General features: G+C 67.2%; 21 protein-coding genes and 1 tRNA gene. 15 read left to right on the forward strand and 7 right to left on the reverse strand.

Annotated features, from left to right (window positions below; genetic code table 11):
* From VF992_05805 to hemH, 8 genes are all read left to right on the forward strand, one after another.
* On the forward strand, window positions 1-935 hold a 935-nt coding region (locus VF992_05805), incomplete at its 5' end, for an NAD(P)-binding domain-containing protein (protein HEX9340671.1).
* Window positions 932-1,855: a hydroxymethylbilane synthase gene (gene hemC, locus VF992_05810; protein ID HEX9340672.1), complete on the forward strand. Its 924-nt coding sequence runs from the start codon at window positions 932-934 to the stop codon at window positions 1,853-1,855. The genes VF992_05805 and hemC, both read left to right, overlap by 4 nt.
* Window positions 1,855-2,619 (forward strand): uroporphyrinogen-III synthase, encoded by a 765-nt coding sequence (locus VF992_05815; GenBank protein ID HEX9340673.1) that lies wholly within the window; start codon window positions 1,855-1,857, stop codon window positions 2,617-2,619. The genes hemC and VF992_05815 overlap by 1 nt, the downstream gene beginning before the upstream one ends.
* Window position 2,620: 1 nt before the next feature.
* Window positions 2,621-3,613, forward strand: a complete 993-nt coding sequence (hemB, locus tag VF992_05820) for a porphobilinogen synthase (protein HEX9340674.1) — start codon at window positions 2,621-2,623, stop codon at window positions 3,611-3,613.
* The gene (locus VF992_05825) at window positions 3,600-4,319 is read left to right on the forward strand and encodes a chlorite dismutase family protein (GenBank protein ID HEX9340675.1); all 720 of its coding nucleotides are present in this window, start codon (window positions 3,600-3,602) and stop codon (window positions 4,317-4,319) included. The genes hemB and VF992_05825 overlap by 14 nt, the downstream gene beginning before the upstream one ends.
* A 4-nt stretch (window positions 4,320-4,323) precedes the next feature.
* Entirely contained in the window at window positions 4,324-5,631 is a 1,308-nt protein-coding gene (hemL, locus tag VF992_05830; protein HEX9340676.1) for a glutamate-1-semialdehyde 2,1-aminomutase, read from the forward strand.
* Window positions 5,628-6,650 (forward strand): uroporphyrinogen decarboxylase, encoded by a 1,023-nt coding sequence (hemE, locus tag VF992_05835; protein HEX9340677.1) that lies wholly within the window; start codon window positions 5,628-5,630, stop codon window positions 6,648-6,650. Before hemL ends, hemE begins: the two co-directional genes overlap by 4 nt.
* Window positions 6,651-6,654: 4 nt before the next feature.
* The gene (gene hemH, locus VF992_05840; GenBank protein ID HEX9340678.1) at window positions 6,655-7,593 is read left to right on the forward strand and encodes a ferrochelatase; all 939 of its coding nucleotides are present in this window, start codon (window positions 6,655-6,657) and stop codon (window positions 7,591-7,593) included.
* A gap of 30 nt (window positions 7,594-7,623) precedes the next feature.
* Here the strand turns inward: hemH and VF992_05845 are convergent, their stop codons facing one another.
* Window positions 7,624-7,863: a hypothetical protein gene (locus tag VF992_05845; protein HEX9340679.1), complete on the reverse strand. Its 240-nt coding sequence runs from the start codon at window positions 7,861-7,863 to the stop codon at window positions 7,624-7,626.
* Window positions 7,864-8,063: 200 nt separating this feature from the next.
* Between VF992_05845 and VF992_05850 the strand changes: the two genes are divergently transcribed.
* Window positions 8,064-9,746 (forward strand): D-aminoacylase, encoded by a 1,683-nt coding sequence (locus VF992_05850; GenBank protein ID HEX9340680.1) that lies wholly within the window; start codon window positions 8,064-8,066, stop codon window positions 9,744-9,746.
* Between the two features lie 43 nt (window positions 9,747-9,789).
* On the forward strand, window positions 9,790-10,356 hold the full coding sequence (locus VF992_05855) for a Rab family GTPase (protein HEX9340681.1): 567 nt from the start codon (window positions 9,790-9,792) through the stop codon (window positions 10,354-10,356).
* 12 nt (window positions 10,357-10,368) lie between these two features.
* Here the strand turns inward: VF992_05855 and VF992_05860 are convergent, their stop codons facing one another.
* From VF992_05860 to VF992_05870, 3 genes are all read right to left on the reverse strand, one after another.
* Complete coding sequence (locus VF992_05860; protein ID HEX9340682.1) at window positions 10,369-11,493, reverse strand: ABC transporter permease; 1,125 nt, start codon at window positions 11,491-11,493, stop codon at window positions 10,369-10,371.
* A complete protein-coding gene (locus tag VF992_05865; GenBank protein ID HEX9340683.1) occupies window positions 11,490-12,401 on the reverse strand; it encodes an ABC transporter ATP-binding protein in 912 nt (303 codons plus the stop codon). Before VF992_05865 ends, VF992_05860 begins: the two co-directional genes overlap by 4 nt.
* Before the next feature lie 173 nt (window positions 12,402-12,574).
* On the reverse strand, window positions 12,575-12,910 hold the full coding sequence (locus tag VF992_05870) for a hypothetical protein (GenBank protein ID HEX9340684.1): 336 nt from the start codon (window positions 12,908-12,910) through the stop codon (window positions 12,575-12,577).
* Window positions 12,911-13,104: 194 nt separating this feature from the next.
* Between VF992_05870 and VF992_05875 the strand changes: the two genes are divergently transcribed.
* Complete coding sequence (locus VF992_05875; protein HEX9340685.1) at window positions 13,105-13,308, forward strand: hypothetical protein; 204 nt, start codon at window positions 13,105-13,107, stop codon at window positions 13,306-13,308.
* Window positions 13,309-13,469: 161 nt separating this feature from the next.
* Here VF992_05875 and VF992_05880 read toward each other — a convergent pair.
* Window positions 13,470-13,542: transfer RNA gene (locus VF992_05880), tRNA-Val, on the reverse strand.
* A gap of 51 nt (window positions 13,543-13,593) precedes the next feature.
* Window positions 13,594-14,115 carry a type 1 glutamine amidotransferase domain-containing protein gene (locus VF992_05885; protein ID HEX9340686.1) on the reverse strand — a complete coding sequence of 174 codons (522 nt, stop codon included), beginning with the start codon at window positions 14,113-14,115 and terminating at the stop codon, window positions 13,594-13,596.
* A 116-nt stretch (window positions 14,116-14,231) separates the two neighbouring features.
* Here VF992_05885 and VF992_05890 point away from each other — a divergent pair, with 116 nt between their 5' ends.
* Together VF992_05890 and VF992_05895 are read left to right on the forward strand one after the other, a co-directional pair.
* Window positions 14,232-15,329, forward strand: a complete 1,098-nt coding sequence (locus VF992_05890) for a pyridoxal phosphate-dependent aminotransferase (protein HEX9340687.1) — start codon at window positions 14,232-14,234, stop codon at window positions 15,327-15,329.
* A 44-nt stretch (window positions 15,330-15,373) separates the two neighbouring features.
* The gene (locus VF992_05895) at window positions 15,374-15,580 is read left to right on the forward strand and encodes a hypothetical protein (GenBank protein ID HEX9340688.1); all 207 of its coding nucleotides are present in this window, start codon (window positions 15,374-15,376) and stop codon (window positions 15,578-15,580) included.
* A 46-nt stretch (window positions 15,581-15,626) separates the two neighbouring features.
* On the opposite strand, the gene VF992_05900 is transcribed toward VF992_05895, so the two are convergent.
* Window positions 15,627-15,860, reverse strand: coding sequence for a hypothetical protein (locus VF992_05900; GenBank protein HEX9340689.1), 234 nt, complete (start codon window positions 15,858-15,860; stop codon window positions 15,627-15,629).
* 172 nt (window positions 15,861-16,032) lie between these two features.
* On the opposite strand from VF992_05900, the gene VF992_05905 reads away from it, so the two are divergent.
* Together VF992_05905 and VF992_05910 are read left to right on the forward strand one after the other, a co-directional pair.
* Complete coding sequence (locus VF992_05905) at window positions 16,033-17,538, forward strand: aminobutyraldehyde dehydrogenase (GenBank protein ID HEX9340690.1); 1,506 nt, start codon at window positions 16,033-16,035, stop codon at window positions 17,536-17,538.
* A gap of 105 nt (window positions 17,539-17,643) precedes the next feature.
* On the forward strand, window positions 17,644-18,839 hold a 1,196-nt coding region (locus VF992_05910), incomplete at its 3' end, for a serine hydrolase domain-containing protein (GenBank protein HEX9340691.1).

Consider the following 18,839-nt stretch of genomic DNA (forward strand, 5'->3'; position numbering starts at 1 on the left):
CGGGCTTGGACTCCGTCGCCCTCGGGGAAAGTCAAGTCGCCGAGCAAGTTCGTCGAGCCGTCGAACAGCGACCGCGTTCGTGGCGGACGGGCCCGCTGACGGACCTCTTCATCCAAGCCGCCCGAAATGCTTCGCGGTTGCGTCGTCTGGCAGGCATTGACGCTCGACCCGCCTCGGCGAGCCACGCTGCGGCCCGCTACGTACGAGAGGTCGTCCGCATCCCCCGTCCCCGCGTGACGTTACTCGGCAGCGGGAAGATGGGCCGCCTCGCGGCGGGTGCACTCCCAAACGACGCGACGATCGTCGTCATCAACCGAGACCACGAAAAGGCGCGGGCTATCGCCGAGCGCCTCGGCGGTCGGCCCGCGCGGCTCCCTGAGCTTCGGGAGGTGCTCCCGCAAACGGACGTCCTGATCACCGCGACGTCCGCCAAGCATCGCATCCTAGGGCCGCGAGTCCTCGCCCCGGCGTGCGCGTCGAGAGACCGGCCCCTCTGGATCATCGACCTGGGCGTGCCGCGGAATGTCGATCCGTCCGCCGCGCGGCTTGAAGGGGTTCGAATCGTGACGGTTGACGACCTCGCACCGTGGGCGGGCCGTCCGCCGGATCCTGCCGCCCGCGCCCGCGTGGAACGAGTCGTGCGTGCCGAGGCGGAGGCGTTCCTGGGGTCGCTGCGACCTGGGGTCGCGGACCGCGTCGCGGCGCTGCGCCGAGCCGCCGAACGCGTTCGACAGTCCGAGGTCCGCCTCGCGCTTGCGCGGATGCCGGATGCGACCGAGGACGAACGCGAGATCCTCGAGAAGACGTCAAATCGCCTCGTGAACCGGCTCCTCCATGCCCCCACGGAACTCGTGCGGCGACTCCAGGCAGAGGGCCGCGACGACCTGATCGGGGAGCTGTTCGACCGGGAATCGCTCCCGGGGAGGCGCCGATGAACGAACCGCTCCGGGTGGGCAGCCGAGGGAGTCCCCTCGCCCGCGCGCAAGCCGACGAAATCATCCGCCGGCTGCACCGCGTCCATCCGGGAATCCGCACGGAGGTCGTCGTGATCACGACGCACGGCGACGAGGGATACCGATCCGACTTGGGGACCGATTTGGACGGGAAGCGAGCCTTCACGAAGCGGATCGATGAAGCGCTCTTGGAGAACCGCATCGACGTCGCGGTTCACAGCCTGAAGGACGTCCCCACGGAGCGCGTGGATGGTCTGGTCCTCGCGGCGATCCCGCCGCGTGGGGACGTGCGGGATGTCCTCGTCGCGAACGAACCTCGGCCCCTCGCACACCTGCATCCGGGGACCCGCATCGGCACCAGCAGCCTGCGCCGCCGCGCGCAGCTGCTCGCCCACCGGCCCGACCTCGAAATCGTGGAACTCCACGGGAACGTCGGCACGAGGATCCAGCGGCTCCAGGAACCGGGACTCGACGCGGTCGTGGTCGCCGCAGCAGGAATCGATCGCCTGGGAGTCAAGTGCCCGTACCTCGAACCGATCGAACCGGATGTCGTCACGCCTGCGCCGGGCCAAGGAGCGTTGGCGGTCCAAGCGAGATCGGACGACGCCCGCACGATCCGACTCTTCGCGGGAATCGATGACCCGGCCGCGCGGTCGGCGGTGGACGTAGAACGCGCTCTCAGCGCGGCGATCGGCGGGGCATGCAACGTGCCGTTCGGCGCGCTCGCGACCCTCTCGGATGGCGGGATCGACCTCCGTGCCGTCGTCGCGTCGTCGGACGGTCGACGGATCATCCGCGCGTCGGTCCGAGGGCCCCGATCCGACGGGGCGAAGGCGGTCGAGGAAGCGGCGCGCCGACTGCGGGATGAAGGAGCCGCCGAAATCCTGGAGGGCGCGGCCTGATGCCCCGATCCCTGGCGGGTCAAACGGTCCTGGTCGCGGCGTCCGAAGAGCGCACCGAAGCGATCGCCCGACGCCTCCGGAGCGAGGGGGCGAACGTCGTCCCGTTCCCCACGGTGCGAATCGATGCCGCTCCAAATCTGCGCAAGCTCGACGATGCCCTCCGGAAATGGCGCTCGTACGACTGGGTCGTCTTCACGAGCACGAACGGAGTCCGCGCCGCGATCGCTCGCGCGGGGACCCTGCGCCTCGGCTTGGGCACGCGGCCCCCGAGGATCGCCGCGGTGGGACCCGCGACGAAAGCCCTCGCCGAAGCCGAAGGCCTCTCCGTCGACGCCATGCCCGCGGAGTTCCTGACGGACGCAATCGCGCCGACCCTCGGGTCCGTCGCGGGCTCTCGGGTTCTCTTGGTTCGTTCGAGCCTCGGCCGAAAGTCCCTCGCCGAACGGCTCCGGGCGGACGGCGCCCACGTGGACGAGGTGAGTGCGTACGAGGCGAGGCTCTCCGCTCCCGACGTGTCGCGCCTCCCGGCGGCGAGCGGGATCGACCTCGTCGTGTTCACGAGCGGTTCGACGGTGCAGAACCTCGTAGCCTTGCTCCCGCCCCCGTACCTCGGGGTCCTGAGAGACCGTGCGGTGGCCGTATGCATCGGACCGGTGACCGCGGACGTCGCCCGCGCATCCGGATTCCGGGTCTCGATCGTGGCGCGCGAGCACACGGTCCCCGGACTCCTGCGGGCCCTCCAGGAGGTGCCGGCGATTGGGTGACGTGACGAGCCTCCTCCGCCGCCCCCGACGATTGCGGCGGACGGCCGCGATCCGAGACATCGTCCGCGAGACGCGATGGGACGTCGGGCAGCTGATCCAGCCCGTCTTCGTGCGGGAGGACGACCGGATCGACGCGAACGTCCCATCCATGCCGGGCATTCGGCGGTTCACGCCTTCCGAAGCGGCCGAAGAGGCCGCGGACCTGGCCGGCATGGGCGTGAAGGCGCTCTTGCTCTTCGGAGTCCCGTCCTCGAAGGATGAGCAGGGAAGCGGCGCCTACGCGGACGGCGGCGTCGTCCAAGAGTCGTTGCGGACCATCAAGGCGGACGTGCCGGACATCGTCGCCCTGGCCGACGTGTGCCTCTGCGAGTACACGGACCACGGACACTGCGGCGTCGTGATCGACGGCCGCGTGGACAACGACGCGTCGGTCGACCTCCTCGCCCGGACCGCGGTCAGCCTCGCCCGTGCGGGCGCCGACGCCGTCGCACCGAGCGCGATGATGGATGGGCAGGTCCGGGCCATCCGCGCTTCCTTGGACGGCGCGGGTTTCCACGACACGATCATCATGGCGTACGCGGCCAAGCATGCGTCGGCGTTCTACGGTCCCTTCCGGGTCGCCGCCGAATCGGCCCCGCGCTTCGGGGATCGACGCGGGTACCAGATGGACCCGGCGAACGTCCGCGAGGCGATGCGGGAAATCGCGTTGGACCTGGAGGAAGGCGCCGACGTCGTGATGGTCAAGCCCGCGCTCGCCTACCTCGACGTGATCCGGGCGGCCCGCGAGCGGTTCGACGCCCCACTCGCCGCGTACTCCGTGAGCGGCGAGTACGCGATGGTCAAGGCCGCGGCATCGAACGGTTGGCTCGACGAGCGGGCCGCGGTCCACGAGATCCTGACCGCGATCCGTCGCGCGGGGGCTGATCTCGTCATCACGTACCATGCGAAGTCGGTGGCCGAATGGGAGCGGAGGAAGGGCCGTGGTCGAGATTGATGGGCCGAGCGAAGGGGGAGCGAACCGCGAGTTCCTGAAATACACGTTCTACAAGGTCCAGGCGGAATGGCGGCGCCTCCCGGACGACATCCGGAAGAAACATCGCACGGAATTCGTCCGCCTCCTCCATGAGTTCGAGGACGACGTCACGATCCGGTGCTACGCGCTCCAAGGGATCCGCGCCGACGCCGATTTCATGACGTGGGCGATCGATCCGCGCCTCGAGACGTTCGTCGAGATGGCGCGCCGCGTCTTCTCGACGGAGCTTGGAGGCTACCTCGAGAGCGCGTACGCGTACCTCGCCGCCACGAGGCGATCGTCGTACCTCGGAGGCCATGCGCATCCGGGCCAGGACGGCTCGGGCAAGCGGGCGGTGCCTCACGGGAGCCGTTACCTGTTCGTCTATCCGTTCGTGAAGAAGCGGGAATGGTACTCGATCCCGTTCGAACACCGCCAAGAGATCATGCGGGATCACTTCCGGGTCGGTCACAAGTATCCGTCCGTCCAGATCCACACCGGGTACTCGTTCGGCCTCGACGACCAAGAGTTCGTCCTCGCCTTCGAATCGGACGAGCCGCTCGATTTCCTGGACCTCGTGATGGAGCTCCGGTCGAGCGAGGCAAGCCGGTACACGGAACGCGAGACGCCGATTTTCACGTGCATCCTATCGACTCCGGAGCACGTGCTCGACGCGTTGGGGCGTTGACGTGATGAAGCTCGAACCGGCCATCGTCCCGGCGCCTCGGTCCGAACGGCTCTTCGCTCGCGCGAAACGCAGCCTGGTCGGCGGGGTCGACAGTCCCGTCCGGGCCTACCGCGCGGTCGGAGGGACCCCTCGGTTCATCGTGCGCGGCCGAGGGCCGTGGATCGAGGATGCGGACGGACGCCGGTATCTCGACTATTGCGGTTCCTGGGGAGCCCTCCTCCTGGGCCACGCCGCCCCGGCGATCGTCGAGGCGGTCCGAGACGCCGCGGCACGCGGCACCAGTTTCGGGGCCGCCACGGAGGCCGAGGTCCGGCTCGCGGAGGCCGTCAAGCGACTCGTGCCGTCGATCGACCTGCTACGGTTCGTCAACTCGGGGACGGAAGCGACGATGTCGGCCGTTCGCGTCGCGCGCGGGTTCACGGGCCGCGATCGCATCGTGACGTTCGAGGGCAGCTACCATGGCCACGCGGATTCGTTCCTCGCGAAGGCCGGTTCCGGAGTCGCGGCCGCGGGGTTGCCCGCATCGGGAGGCGTCCCGCGAGGCGCGATCCAAGGCACGCTCCTCGCGACGTACAACGACCTCGCCACGGTGGAGGACCTTTTCCGCCGATACGGAAGCACCATTGCCGCGGTCGTCGTCGAGCCGGTCGCGGGGAACATGGGCGTCATCCCGCCGGAACCCGGGTTCCTTCGCGGATTGAGGGATCTATCCGAGGAACACGGCGCCCTGCTCGTCTTCGACGAGGTCATCACGGGCTTCCGCGTCGCCCGAGGGGGAGCCCAAGAGCGATTCGAGGTCCGGCCGGATCTCACCTGCCTCGGGAAGATCCTGGGGCACGGCCTTCCCATCGGGGCGTACGGCGGTCGGCGGGACATCATGGAAGTCGTCGCGCCGCTCGGACCGGTCTACCAAGCGGGCACCCTCGCGGGGAACCCGATCGCGGTCGCCGCCGGCCTGGCGGCACTCCGCCGTTTGAGCCGCGGTCTCTACACCACGCTCGAGCGGACGTCCGCGGCGTTGGAGCGCGGAATCGAGGATGCGGCCGCGGACGCCGGGGTCGGGCTGCGCGTCCAGCGGGTCGGCTCGATGCTCGGCCTGTTCCTCCGCGACGCCCCGGTCCGCAATTTTGCGGACGCGAGAGCGTCCGACGCCTCCGCGTACGCCCATCTCTTCTGGTCCCTCATCGCACGCGGTGTCTACCTGCCGCCGGCTCCGTTCGAGACCTCGTTCGTCTCCGCCGCACACGGACCCAAGGCAATCGACCGCACCGTCGCGGCCTTTGATGAAGCGTGCCGGGAGTTGAGTGGATGAAGGACCGATTCCTTCGCGCGTGTCGGCGCGAGCCCGTGGACTGTACCCCCGTCTGGTTCATGCGCCAAGCGGGCCGTTCGTCGCCCTCGTACCGAGCGGTCCGACAGGAACACGGCATCCTCGAAATCGCGAAGACGCCTGCGCTCGCGGCGGACGTGACATGCCAGGCGGTCCACGAGCTCGGTGTCGATGCGGCGATCCTGTTCTGCGACCTCCTCATTCCGCTGGAGGCGATGGGGGTCCCGGTCCGAATCGAACCGGGCGTCGGTCCCGTAATCGATCCTCCAATTCGCACGGGCGAGGACGTGGACCGACTCCGTCCCCTCGACCCGGAGCGGAGCCTGCCGTTCGTCGGGGAGACGATCGCGCGGCTCCGGGCGAAACTCGACGTGCCGCTGATCGGGTTTGCGGGCGCGCCGTTCACGCTCGCCAGCTACCTGATCGAAGGCGGCGCCTCCCGCGACTTCGAGGCCACGAAACGGTTCCTTCACGAACGGCCCTCCGACTGGATGCGGCTGATGGACTTCCTCGCGGATGCGGTGGCTGCGTTCCTGCGCTTCCAGGCGGACGCGGGGGCGGAGGCCCTCCAGCTGTTCGACAGCTGGGTCGGCGCGCTGGCTCCGAGGGACTACCGCGAGTGCGTGCAACCCTACACCCGAAAGGTGTTCCGTGGAATCCGGGAGACGGGCGTCCCGACGATCCATTTCGGGACCGGGACGGCGGGGTTCCTGGACGCGTTCCGGGAGGCCGGGGGGGACGTGATCGGCGTCGACTGGCGCATCGCGCTGGACCGCGCCTGGGTGGCGATCGGCGAGGACGTGGGGATCCAAGGGAACCTCGATCCCGCGGCCTTGCTGGGCCCGCCGGATCGTTGGGCGGCCGCCGCGCGGGATGTGCTCGAACGGGCGAATGGCCGGCCCGGCCACGTGTTCAATTTGGGCCACGGCGTGCTCGCATCGACGCCGCAGGATCATCTCCGAGGACTCGTCCAGCTCATTCACGACACGTCCGGACGGTGAGCTCATGGCGGACGCGCCGATCGGAGTCTTGCTGATGGCCCTCGGCGGACCCGACTCGTTGGACGCGGTCGAGCCGTTCCTTCGGAACGTCCGCCATGGACGACCGACGCCGAAGGCGATGCTCGACGAATTCCGCGAGCGGTACCGTCGCATTGGCGGGAAGTCGCCGCTACTCGGCATCTCTTTGGATCAAGCGCGCTCCCTCGAAGCGCGGCTGAACGCCCGCACCGTCGGGTTCCGCTGCTACGTGGGAATGCGACACTGGTCTCCCTACATCCGCGATGCCGTCGCCCGCATCCGCGACGATGGCATTCGTCGGGTGGTGGCCCTCTGTCTCACTCCCTACTATTCCAAGATGAGCGTCGGCGCCTACCTCGCGGATTTCGACCACGCGGTCGCGCAATCCGGCGCGACGATCGACGTAGCGCGGGCCAAGAGCTGGCACGACCGTCCCGAGCTCATCGACGCGTACGCAGGGAAAGCGCGCGAAGCGCTCGAGAGGCTCGCTGCGGCGGGCCATCGCAATCCGGCGGTGTTGTTCACGGCCCACAGCCTTCCCAAGAAGATCATCGAGGAAGGGGATCCGTACGAGCGGCAATTGCGAGAGACCATGATGGCGATCCTCAAGCAACTCCCGCCGGTCCGCGCCCGGCTCTGCTACCAGAGCGCGGGACGGACGGAGGATCCTTGGCTCGGACCACCGCTCGAGGACGCCCTCGACGAACTCGGCGGCGCGGGAGAGGACGCCGTCCTCCTGATTCCGTTCGGCTTCGTCTCGGATCATCTCGAGATCCTGTACGATCTCGACATCGAGGCGAGGGCTCGAGCGCAGGACCTTGGCGTGAGATTCGAGCGCGCGGAATCGCTGAACACGGACCCGCAGTTCATCCGGGCGATGGAGAGCGTCGTGAGGGATGCAGCGGCTATGCCCAACTGGGCATAAGCGCCGGCGGATGTCCCGCTTCGACGGGACCTAGTGTGCGGCCAGCGACTTTGCGACCGCAGCGACGGCCGCGCCGATTCCGCCGCCGGCCGCGCCGCCTGCGAGCGCGTTGGCGACCGCTGAGACGACGTCGAAGCCATGCGTCGCGCTCGGGATATGCCCCAAGGCGACGCTTAGGCCCGTGACATCCCCCGTCGCCGCAGACGCGACGCCGAGTCCAATTGCCCCGATGGCCGCGCCGATGGCGGCGGCGATCGGAATCGAGATCATGCCTTTCACGCTCCGTATCGAGTTGGAGTTTCCTCAGCTCTAGATAAGGCGAATTGGACGCTTTTCGAAATAGGATAGCAACCCTAATCTGGAGAGGGTGGGGCGGGACGGAGCATCGGCCTCGGTCGACGTCGATCCTGGGAGAAAGGCGGAGAACGCGATGATGGCGTTAAGAAGACCGGCATCGTTCCCATGTCGCGATGGCGTTCGACCTCGTGGTTCGGGGAGGTCGCGTCCTCGACGGCACGGGCGCGCCGTGGCGAATCGCGGATCTCGGAATCCGCCGGGGCAAGATCGATCGCATTGGTCGCTTGGGCCGGGTGAGGGCGTCCCGGGAAATCGATGCGTCCGGCATGTACGTCGCGCCGGGATTCATCGACATCCACACGCACAGCGACGTCGGAATCCTCGTCGAGCCGACGGCGGAGTGCGCGGTCCGCCAAGGCGTGACGACGCACGTGATCGGGAATTGCGGCGACTCGCCCGCCCCGATCGGGGAGGCGTACCGCGACCTCGCAGTACGGCGCTTCGAGTACTACGCCGAGGCGAAAGAGTGGACCTGGTCGACGTACGGCGAGTATCTCGATTTCATGGGGCGCCACGGCGTCGGCATCAACATCGCGGGGCTCGTCGGGCACGGGAGTGTGCGGCTAGCGGTGATGGGCTTCGAGGAGAGGCCACCGAGGACGGAGGAACTGCGCGCGATGAAAGCCCACGCGGACGAAGCGATGCGCGCGGGGGCGTTCGGCATGAGCACGGGCCTCGTTTACCCGCCCGGATGCTTCGCGGCGACGGACGAAATCGTCGACCTCGCGAAGGTCGTCGCCCGCCACGGAGGCTTCTACGCGTCACACATCCGCGGGGAACGAGAGACGATCGTTGAGGCGGTCCGGGAGTGCATCGAGATCGGAGAGCGCGCGGGTTGCCCCGTCCAGATCAGCCACAACAATCCGAAGTACGGCGGCCTCAGCAAGTCCGGAGAAATCCATGCGCTGTGGGAGGCGGCGCGGGCGCGCGGCGTCGACGTCCTTGCGGACAACGACGCGCACACGGACTTCGGTCCTCCACTGAGCCACGCGCTCCCCCAGTGGACGCAGAAGCTCACGACGGACGAGCTCGTCGCGATGTTGCGGGACCCCGCGAAGCGGGAGGCGCTCAGGGCGGAGACGAAGGCGGACAAGCGTCCCGGCGCCGGATACGTCGGCCTGTTGGTCCACGAACAATTCGACCGGATCTGGCTCTTGCGGTGTCCGAGCGATCCGACGAAGGAAGGCATGACGATCGCGCGACTCGCCGAGCGGCGTGGCGTGGACCCGTGGACCGCGTTCTTTGACGAGATCGTCGAGGAGCGGGACCGTGCGGTGGGGTTGTTCGACTACATGGACCTCGAGGAGATCAAGGGGACGCTGAAACATCCTCTCGTCATGATTTGTTCGGACGGCTGGGTCGCGCCGAAAGACCAGCGGACCTCGCCGACGGCGCCCTACCAGCCGTGCACGTACGGCGAGTTTCCGGGCGTCCTCGAGCGGTTCGTCGTCAAGGAGCCGGTCTTGCGCCTCGAGGAGGCGATCCACAAGATGACGGGCTTACCCGCCGCCCGGCTCGGAATCCAAGACCGCGGGCTCATCCGCGAAGGGTTTTGGGCAGACCTCGTCGTCTTCGACCTGATGCGTCTCCGAGATCGGGCGACAAACCTCTGGCCCCACGCCCATCCGTTCGAAAACTATCCGCACGGCTTTCCGGAGGGCATGGAAACGGTCCTCGTGAACGGGCAGCCAGCCGTGGATGAAGGCAGGCCGACGGCCGTCCTTGCGGGCAAGGTCCTGCGGCGCGGCGAGTGGCGGGCGCGTCAAGCTTCCGCCTTCGCGTCTCAGCCTCGATAACGAAGGCACAGCCTTCATACCCGAGGAAGACCGACTCGCGCGCGTGGAGCTCAGCGGAGTCCTGAAGGCGAAAATCTGCCTGATTGGCGAAGCCGCGGTCGGCAAGACCTCCCTGATCCGCCGATACGTCGAAGACGCGTTCGACGACCGCTACATCTCGACGCTGGGAAGCAAGGTGAGCGTCAAGAGGATCTGGCTCACGCAGAAGAAGGATCCGTCGAAGCAACTCGAGGTCCAGCTGAGCATCTGGGACTTGATCGGCGAGCGATCGTACTTGGAGACCCTCCATCAGGAGTACCTGCGCGGCGCGCAGGGCCTCATCGCGGTCTGCGACGTGACGCGCTACTCGACCTTCGAGGCGCTCGACGAGTGGATCCGACGGTCGCTCTTGATCAGCGGAGAGGTCCCGCTTGCGGTCGTCGTGAACAAGGCGGACCTCAAGGACCAAGTCATGGTCCTCTACGACGCGGACGAGCCGCGGCAGAAGGCGGAGAGGTACGGCGGGTTCGCGACGTGGGCCAGCGCCAAGAGCGGGGAGAACGTGAATCCGATCTTCGGACGCCTTGCGCTGGACGTCGTGCGTAAGATCGCAACGGCGGATGCGGTCTGACGCGTCCGCGGCTCACTCCCACCGGAACAACTTCACCGCGAGGGCGAAGACGGCCGCGGCGAAGAGCCCGAGGACCCCGAGGTCGACCGCGATCTCCGCGAACCCGGCGCCGCGGATCATGACGGCGCGCAGGGCGTCGGAGAAGTACGTGAGCGGCATCATGTACGCGATGACCTGGACGGCATCGGGGAGCCTCTCGATCGGGATGAACACTCCGCCGAGGAAGAACATCGGGAACGTCACGAGGCCCGTGAGGTTCTCCGCGCTGTCCGCGCTCCTCGAGACGGACGACACGAAGAACCCGAGGGAGATGAACACGAACGCGCCGAACAACGCGGCGACGATCAGGATGACGATGTTCCCGACGATGTGCACGCCGAAGGCGAAGACGGCGAGGGAGAGCAGCAGGCCGAGCTGCACGAGGCTGATCAGCAGCGCGGGGACGATGCGCCCCGCGAGGATGTAGGCCGCGCCCGCCGGCGTCGCGTGAAGCCGCTTCAGGATGCGCTTCTCTCGCGACGACACGATGAACAGGGCGAGGCCGTACACCCCGCTCTGCATGATCGCCATCGCGGTAATGCCGGGCGCGAGGAAATCGATGTAGTCGAGCGACTGGGCGTTCACCGCCTCGGCCGACACGTCGAGGGTCGTCCGGGCGGCAACGAACCGTTCGAAGAACGTGGCAGAGACCTCGCGCACCGCTTGGAAGGCGACCTGGCCGGAGCCTTGCTCGTCGATCCCCCAGTATGCGATCAGCGCGAAGCTCCCGTTTGGGTCCCCCGTGCCGTTTCTCTCGCTGTCCATGAAGGCGCCGAAGCCTGCAGGCACGATGACGAAGATATCGAGCGTGCCGCCTTTGACCGCCGAGAGCCCCGCATCCTGACTCGTGTAGTTGGCGACTTGGAACGGGAGGGACTTGTTCGCGAAGGTGGTCCAGAGGGCCGTCGACCACGCGGTCCGGTCGTCATCCATGATGCCGACGTGGAACCGAACGGGGTCCGCGCGGCCGAACCCGAGGCCGAGGAGGCCCATGAAGATGATCGGAAACAGGATCGCCCAGACGAGGGTCGCGCGGTCCCGGAGGAACATCCGCAGGTTTGCGCCGACCCACCGGTGGAATCCGCGGGGCGTCCTCATTCGCGGATCCGCCTCCCCGTGAGCTGCAGGAAGACGTCCTCGAGGGACGCGTTCCGCACGTGGAAGTCCTCGATGCCCATGCCGCGATTCCGCGCGTACTCGAACACGGCGGTGAGCGTCGTCTCGAGCTGTCGCGTGTACAGCGTCACGCGGCCGTCCTCGACGTTCATCTCCTCGACGCCGGGCAGCGTCCCGAACGCGGACGAGTCCCCGTCGGCGGCGAACTCGACCGCATCGCGCTGCTCGAGGTTGTGGATGAGGTGCTCGGGTTCGTCGAGCGCGAGGAGCTTCCCGTGGTCCATGACGCCGACTCGATGGCAGAGCCGCTCCGCCTCTTCCATGTAGTGCGTCGTGAGCATGATCGTCTTCCCCCTGTCTCGAAGTTTCGCGATGACGTCCCAGAGGCTGCGCCGCGCCTGCGGGTCGAGGCCCGTCGTCGGCTCATCGAGGAACACGAGCTCCGGATCGTTGACGAGGGCGAGGGCGACCGCGAGCCGCTGCTTCTGGCCTCCGGACAGCTTCTCCGTCCACTCGTCCGCCTTCTCCTCTAGGTTGACGAGGGTCAGCAGCGCGTGCGCGGACAGACTTCGCGGATACATTCCCCCGAAGACCTCGAGCGTTTCCCGCGCCGTGAGGCGTTCGAAGAGCGCGGTCGCTTGGAGCTGCACGCCGATGCGCTCACGGATCTTGCGACGATCCGTGCGGAGGTCGAGGCCCGCCACCCGGATCTCGCCCCGGTCCGCCTTACGAAGGCCTTCGAGGATCTCCCACGTCGTCGTCTTGCCGGCCCCGTTCGGGCCGACGAGCCCGAAGACCTCGCCCTTGCCGACCGAGAACGAGATGCCGTCGACGGCGCGAAGATCGCCGTACGACTTCGTCAGGTCGCGCACGGTCACGATGTCGGCCATGCCACGTCGCGAACTCGAAGGTACGACATAAAGATGTGGCGGCGAGGCCGCGGTCGGGAAGACGTCCCTCGTCCGGCCGTACGTGCACGATGGGTTCGAGGATTGCTACGTGTCCGTCGCTGCGGAGGGACGCTGTCTCGTGGATGCCGCCCGTCCGGGCCGCGGCGCGGTGTTCAGAGAGGCCCCACGGCCGTGGGGAGGAAGAGCCCGACCAACGCGGCGAGGATCCACACGACGACCGCGATGAGGATCGCTTTGAGCCAGCCAATCGTGTACAGGCTCCGCAGCGCGAGCAGCCACACGAAACCGCCGATGACGGCCGCCAACAGGCCACCGAGGAAGTAGTCGACGACCGTGTAGATGATCGTCCCGACGATTGCGGCGAGGAAGGCCGTCCCGATGCCTTCGCGCTCGTGGAACAACTTCGTGACGACGAAGATGATAATCGTCGAGACGATGAGCCTCGCAATGAAATAGACCGCCGTGGCCAGGGGGGAGGGCGCCGCCATGGCGAGTTCGATGGAACGCCAGCGCTTAGACTTTCCGTGGCGGATGGCGCAGGTCCAACATCCCATCCATCCCCAGCGACCGAACCTTGGGCGCTGAGAACCGACCAACCAAGCACACAAACGGCGAACGTGGGACGGTAAGGAGCGAAAAGGGATTTATGGGAGCGCGTCCACAAAACTCTGGAGGCAATTCTTTGGGTATTAGCATCGGTGGAACGGCACTGGGCGTCTTCCGACGGCTTGGGATCACGGGGAATGCCGCAGCGATCCTCATGATCCTGTCGGGCGTCCTCATCATCGTCTTCCCGTGGATCGTCGCGTACGTCATCGGGTTGTATCTGATCGTGGCCGGTGTGCTCATCCTCGCGGGCCACAGTGCGTTGCCCGGAAAGGCGTAGGGAGGTTGGGTTCGGCAGGCGCCGCGGCGCGGTTTCCCGCCTCCGCGCGGACCGGCCGATCAACGGTTCCAGTCTCCGACGCAGAGCGTCGCGGCATCGGTCGCACGGCCCGTGCCGACGCGGCAATCTGGGGGACGCCCAACGGCCCCTAGGAAGTCGAATGGGCTCGACCGGATTCGAACCGGTGACCTTCGCCATGTCAAGGCGATGTCATAGCCGCTAGACCACGAGCCCGCGGCGCGGCCTAACCGCGCAGCACCCTTAAGGCTTTCTCCGGGAAGCGCCTCACTTCGACAACGCCGAGACGATCGCGCGACAGAAGGCCGGCAGGTCATCGGGGAACCGAGACGTGATGAGGTTTCCGTCGACCACACACTCCTTGTCGACCCACTTCGCGCCCGCGTTGCTGCAGTCGTCCCGGACGCTGGCGTAGGACGTCATCTGCCGGCCCTTCACGATCCCGGCGCTGATCGGCACCCAGGCCGCGTGGCAGATCGCCGCCACGACCCTGCCGTCGTCGTCCATCGCTCGGACGAAGTCGAGGATCTCCTTGTGCCGCCGCATCTTGTCGGGTCCTGCGACGCCGCCCGGGATGACGACGGCGTCGAAGTCTTTCGGATGGAGGTCCGAGGCCGCCGCGTCGACCTCGCACGGGTACCCGTGCTTCGAGTTGTACGTCCGCTTCTCGTGCCCCGCGAGGACGACCTCCGCACCTTCCTCGATCAAACGGTAGTACGGCACCCAGAGCTCGAGGTCCTCGTAGCCGTCCTCCGCGAACTCGACGATCCGCTTGCCACCCAGCGTCATGAGGGACCGAACGCGGATCGAATCCAAATCCCTTGCGTCGCCGCAGGACGAGGGACGGAACCGTAACGGATATGAGCCGCCATCGCCTCGCACGGGGCGCTCCGAGGTTGCACGCGATGACGTCGAAGGACAACTTCGAGTTCGCCCACGAACACCGGACGCAGGTGGCGTGGATGTCGCAGAACACGAACACGCTCCCCGTCCACCCGGCGATCCTGGAGGCGATCCGCCGAGGCGTCGACGAGAGGGAGTTCAACCTCTATCCGCGGAAAGCCGGGGTCTTCGGGCTTCCGGAGGCGATCAGGGAGGATCTCGGCCTCGACGAGGCCGACATGATCCTCACGAACGGCGGGATCGAGGGGGAGTACATCGCGACCCGGGCCCTCCTGAAGCCGGGCGACGAGGCCCTGTCGACCGACCCTGCATTCCTGCCGATCCACGACCAGGTCGCGATGGCGGGCGCGCGGGCGATCGAGGCGGACATCTACCGCAAACCGTACATCCTCACGCCGGACCTCGCCCTCGAATCGCTGACGCCCGCGACGAAGATGCTCCTGATGATCGACCCGAACAACCCGCTCGGCTCCGGCTACGCGCGCTCGCAGGTGAAGGGCCTCGCCGAGATCGCGAGCGACCACGGCCTCTGGCTCATTGACGACATCACGTACCGGGACTTCAACGCGGATCACGTCCTCGCGACGGACTTCTATCCGGAGAAGGCTCTCCTGTCGTATTCGTTCAGCAAGGGGCCCGGCCTCGCGGGCATGCGGATCGGCGCGATCCTCGGATCGCCGGACGCGATTCTGGCGCTCCGGAAGTACGACACGAACGTCCTCGGCGTGAACGTGCTCGCGCAACGAGCGGCGCTCGCGGCCCTCCGCTCGAAGAGCGAATGGCTCCCCGAGGTGCGGCGGGTGGTCGAGCGCAATCAAGAGACGATCCGACGGTCCGTCGCGAAGGTCGACGGTGCCTCGCTCCCGGTCTTCCCGTCGAAGGCGAACATGTTCGTCATCGACCTCGCGCCGACGGGCGTGAATCCAGAAACCGTCGAGGAGCGCCTGCTGTTCGACCATTACGTGCACACGCGTGCGGGATCGTACCTCTCGAAGAAGCACGGCGGCAAATTCCTCCGCGTCTCCTTCACGGTCTCGGAGGCGGACTGCAAGCGCTTCGCCGACGCCTTCCTGGCCGTCGTGGACGAACTCGCCGCGTGACGCGACAGGCTCATAGCCCCGGACGGCCCTGGGGAACCGGTCGCATGGGATTCTTCCAACAACTCGCGGGCCGCGTCGAGGAGTTCGCCGCGGCGGGCGGCAAGTTCGCGGATGCGTTCGTGCGGACGGCCGGCGCCACGGTCTCCGGCGCGCTCGTGTTCGTAGACCGGGAGATCGGATACGCGGCCAAGGCGGCGAAGAAACGGAGCGCCTCGAAGGCGGAAGGCCGCAAGCGTCCGACGGGCAAGTGAGGATTCCGAGCGCGACGGCGGATCGTTGTCGAGCGGATATGGACCCTTACGGACCGGTTTCTGGGAACTCCAACGGTGCCACGGGCATCGACGCGGGCTCCCGTCGGCGTGGCGCATGTCTCTTCGGCTTCGGGACCTTGCTCTTCTCCTGCGGCGGATGCCGAAGGTGGGCCTCGGCCTTGTTGATGTCCTCGAACTCCGCGTCGCAGGTGCATCGGTAGACGGTCTTCTGTTCCATGTGGATGCTGTGCGCTTTCATGTCGTCCGACCGATTCAGCATCCGGGCCTCGGGCACTTATAGTATTGCGACCGGATATCACATTTTAGAAGGAACCATGGGCGCTCATCCATGCGAACGGGCGCATCGAGGGTGGCTCGTTGATCGACCTCCCCGGCCGCGAAAGCTACTTAGCGGTCCGCGACCCTAACTGCGCAGACCAAGGGAGGATCGCGTGGGCAAGTCCGAATACCTGAACTACGTGAACGGCGCGTGGGTCCCGTCCCACACGGATGCGACGTACACGGTGACCAACCCCGCGACGGGCGGGAAAATCGCCGTCGTGCCGCAAAGCGACGTCGAAGACACGCGCGCCGCGATCGACGCGGCCCGGGAGGCGTTCGACAAAGGCACGTGGCCTCGGATGACGCCGGGGGACCGCGCGGCCGCGCTGTTCAAGCTCGCGAACCTGATCGAAGCGGACATGGATCGGCTCGCGCCCCTCGAGACGCAGAACCAGGGCAAGACGATCAAGCAGGCGCGGGACGGAGACCTCCCCTTCTCCGTGGACAACTTGCGGTTCATGGCGGGCGCCGCGCGCACCCTGACGGGCCAGGCGTCCATGGAGTACGCCTACGGCGCGACGAGCGTGATCCGCCGGGAGCCGATCGGCGTGATCGGCCAGATCACCCCGTGGAACTATCCGTTCATGATGGCGATCTGGAAGCTCGCGCCGGCGCTCGCCGCCGGGAACACCGCGGTCCTGAAGCCCGCGAGCCTCACGCCGCTCACGACCCTCGAACTCGGCAAGCTGATCGAGAAGGCGGGCATCCCGCGCGGGACCGTGAACCTGATCACCGGCCCCGGCGCGGTCGTCGGGAACGAACTCGCCTCGAGCGAGAAGGTCGACATGATCTCCCTGACCGGCGACACGGCGACCGGCAAGGACATCATGGGCGCCGCGAGATCGAACGTGAAGCGGCTCCACCTGGAACTCGGGGGCAAGGCGCCGTTCATCGTCTTCGAAGATGCGAACATCGCGGCCGCGGCGGAAGGTGCCGTCGCCGCCTCCATGGTCAACGGCGGCCAAGACTGCACCCAGGCGGCGCGGTTCATCGTCCAAGACAAGGCGTACAAGAAATTCCAGGACACGTTCCTCGAACGGCTGAAGACGGTCCGCCTGGGGAATCCGCTCCATCGGTCGACGGACCTCGGGCCGCTCGTGTCCGAGAAGCAGCGGGAGAAGGTCGAGAAATACGTAGAGATCGGCGAGGACGAGGGCGCGAAGCTCGCGATAGGCGGCAAGCGGCCGAAAGGCACGGCGTTCGACAAGGGCTGGTTCTACGAGCCCACGGCGTTCGTCGACACGGACCCGTCGATGCGCATCGCGAAAGAGGAGGTCTTCGGGCCCGTCGTCAACGTGCAGCGCTTCTCGACGGAGAGTGAGGCGATCGAGACCGCCAACGACGTCGTGTACGGACTGTACTCCTCCGTCTGGACAAAGGACGTGCAGCGCGCGCATCGCGTCGCGAACGCCCTCCGGTTCGGCGCCGTCGAGATCAACGACCACCTGCCGATCGTGAGCGAGATGCCTCACGGTGGGTACAAGCAGAGCGGCTTCGGGAAGGACCTGAGCGTCTACAGCCTCGAGGAGTACACGGAGATCAAGCACGTATTCATCGACCTCACGGACCAGGTGCGGAAGCCGTGGCACTACCTGACGTTCGGCGATCCGACGTGAGCGAAACGCCACGTTCTCCCGTTGCAGCTCCACCTCGAGGGGAACGCGTGGATCGTCTCGAGGCCGCCGCCATCTGAAGGGCCCAAGGAGGAATCGGGGCTGGGAATGACCGCAGGAGGATTGTCCGCCGCGGGGCTCGGCCGCCTGCACGACATCATGGCCGGCTACGTGAGGAGGGGCGATGCGCCCGGGATCGTTGCACTCGTGAGCCGGCATGGCGAGGCCCACGTCGAAGCGATCGGGACGATGGAGCTCGGCGGCATCACGCCGATTCGGCGCGACGCGATCTTCCGGATCGCCTCGATGACGAAGCCGATCACGGCCGCGGCGACGATGGTCCTTGTCGAGGACGGCAATGTGCGGCTCGACGAGCCCGTCGACCGGTGGCTGCCCGAGCTCGCGCACCGCCAGGTGTTGCGGCATCTCGCTGGACCGCTCGACGATACCGTGCCCGCGAGGCGGCCGATCACCGTGCGAGACCTGCTCACCTTCACGATGGGCTTCGGAATCTTCATGGCGCCGCTCGGCACGTACCCGATCCAGAGGGCGATCCACACGCTGCGCCTCGGCCAGGGACCGCCGACGCCGTCCGTGCCGCCGGCACCGGACGAGTGGATCCGTCGCCTGGGAACGCTCCCACTCATGCACCAGCCGGGCGAGACGTGGATGTACAACACCGGGTCCGACGTGCTCGGCGTGCTGATCGCGCGCGCCTCGGGACAGCCGTTCGAGACGTTCTTGCGGGAGCGACTTTTCGAGCGGCTCGGCATGAAAGACACCGCGTTTAGCGTGTCTGCGGCTAAGATCGATCGGCTGTCGACGAGCTATCTCCCGCGTCCCGGCGGAGCGCTCGAAATCTATGATCGGGCTGCGGGAGGTCAATGGAGCCGCCCGCCTGCGTTCCCGTCCGGCGCCGCAGGCCTCGTTTCGACCGTCGACGATTATCTGGCCTTCGGGCAGATGCTGCTACGGAAGGGGGAACACGGGAACGATCGAATCTTGTCGACGCGCTCCGTGGAGACCATGACGACCGACCAGCTGACGCAGGAGCAGAAGACGGGGTCCGGCCTCCTTCCCGGTTACTTCGACGGCCACGGGTGGGGGTTCGGCATGGCCGTGCTCACGGCGCCCGACGAACTCGCGGACGAGCCCGGCCGTTTCGGTTGGGACGGCGGTTTGGGCACCTCCTGGTATTGCGACCCGAAGGAAGACCTCATCGGCATCCTGATGACTCAGCGTGGATGGACGTCTCCCAGTCCACCGGACGTCTGCCGCGACTTCTGGAGCTCCACATACGGCGC

This window comes from Thermoplasmata archaeon, from assembly GCA_036395115.1.
Lineage (GTDB): Archaea > Thermoplasmatota > Thermoplasmata > RBG-16-68-12 > RBG-16-68-12 > RBG-16-68-12.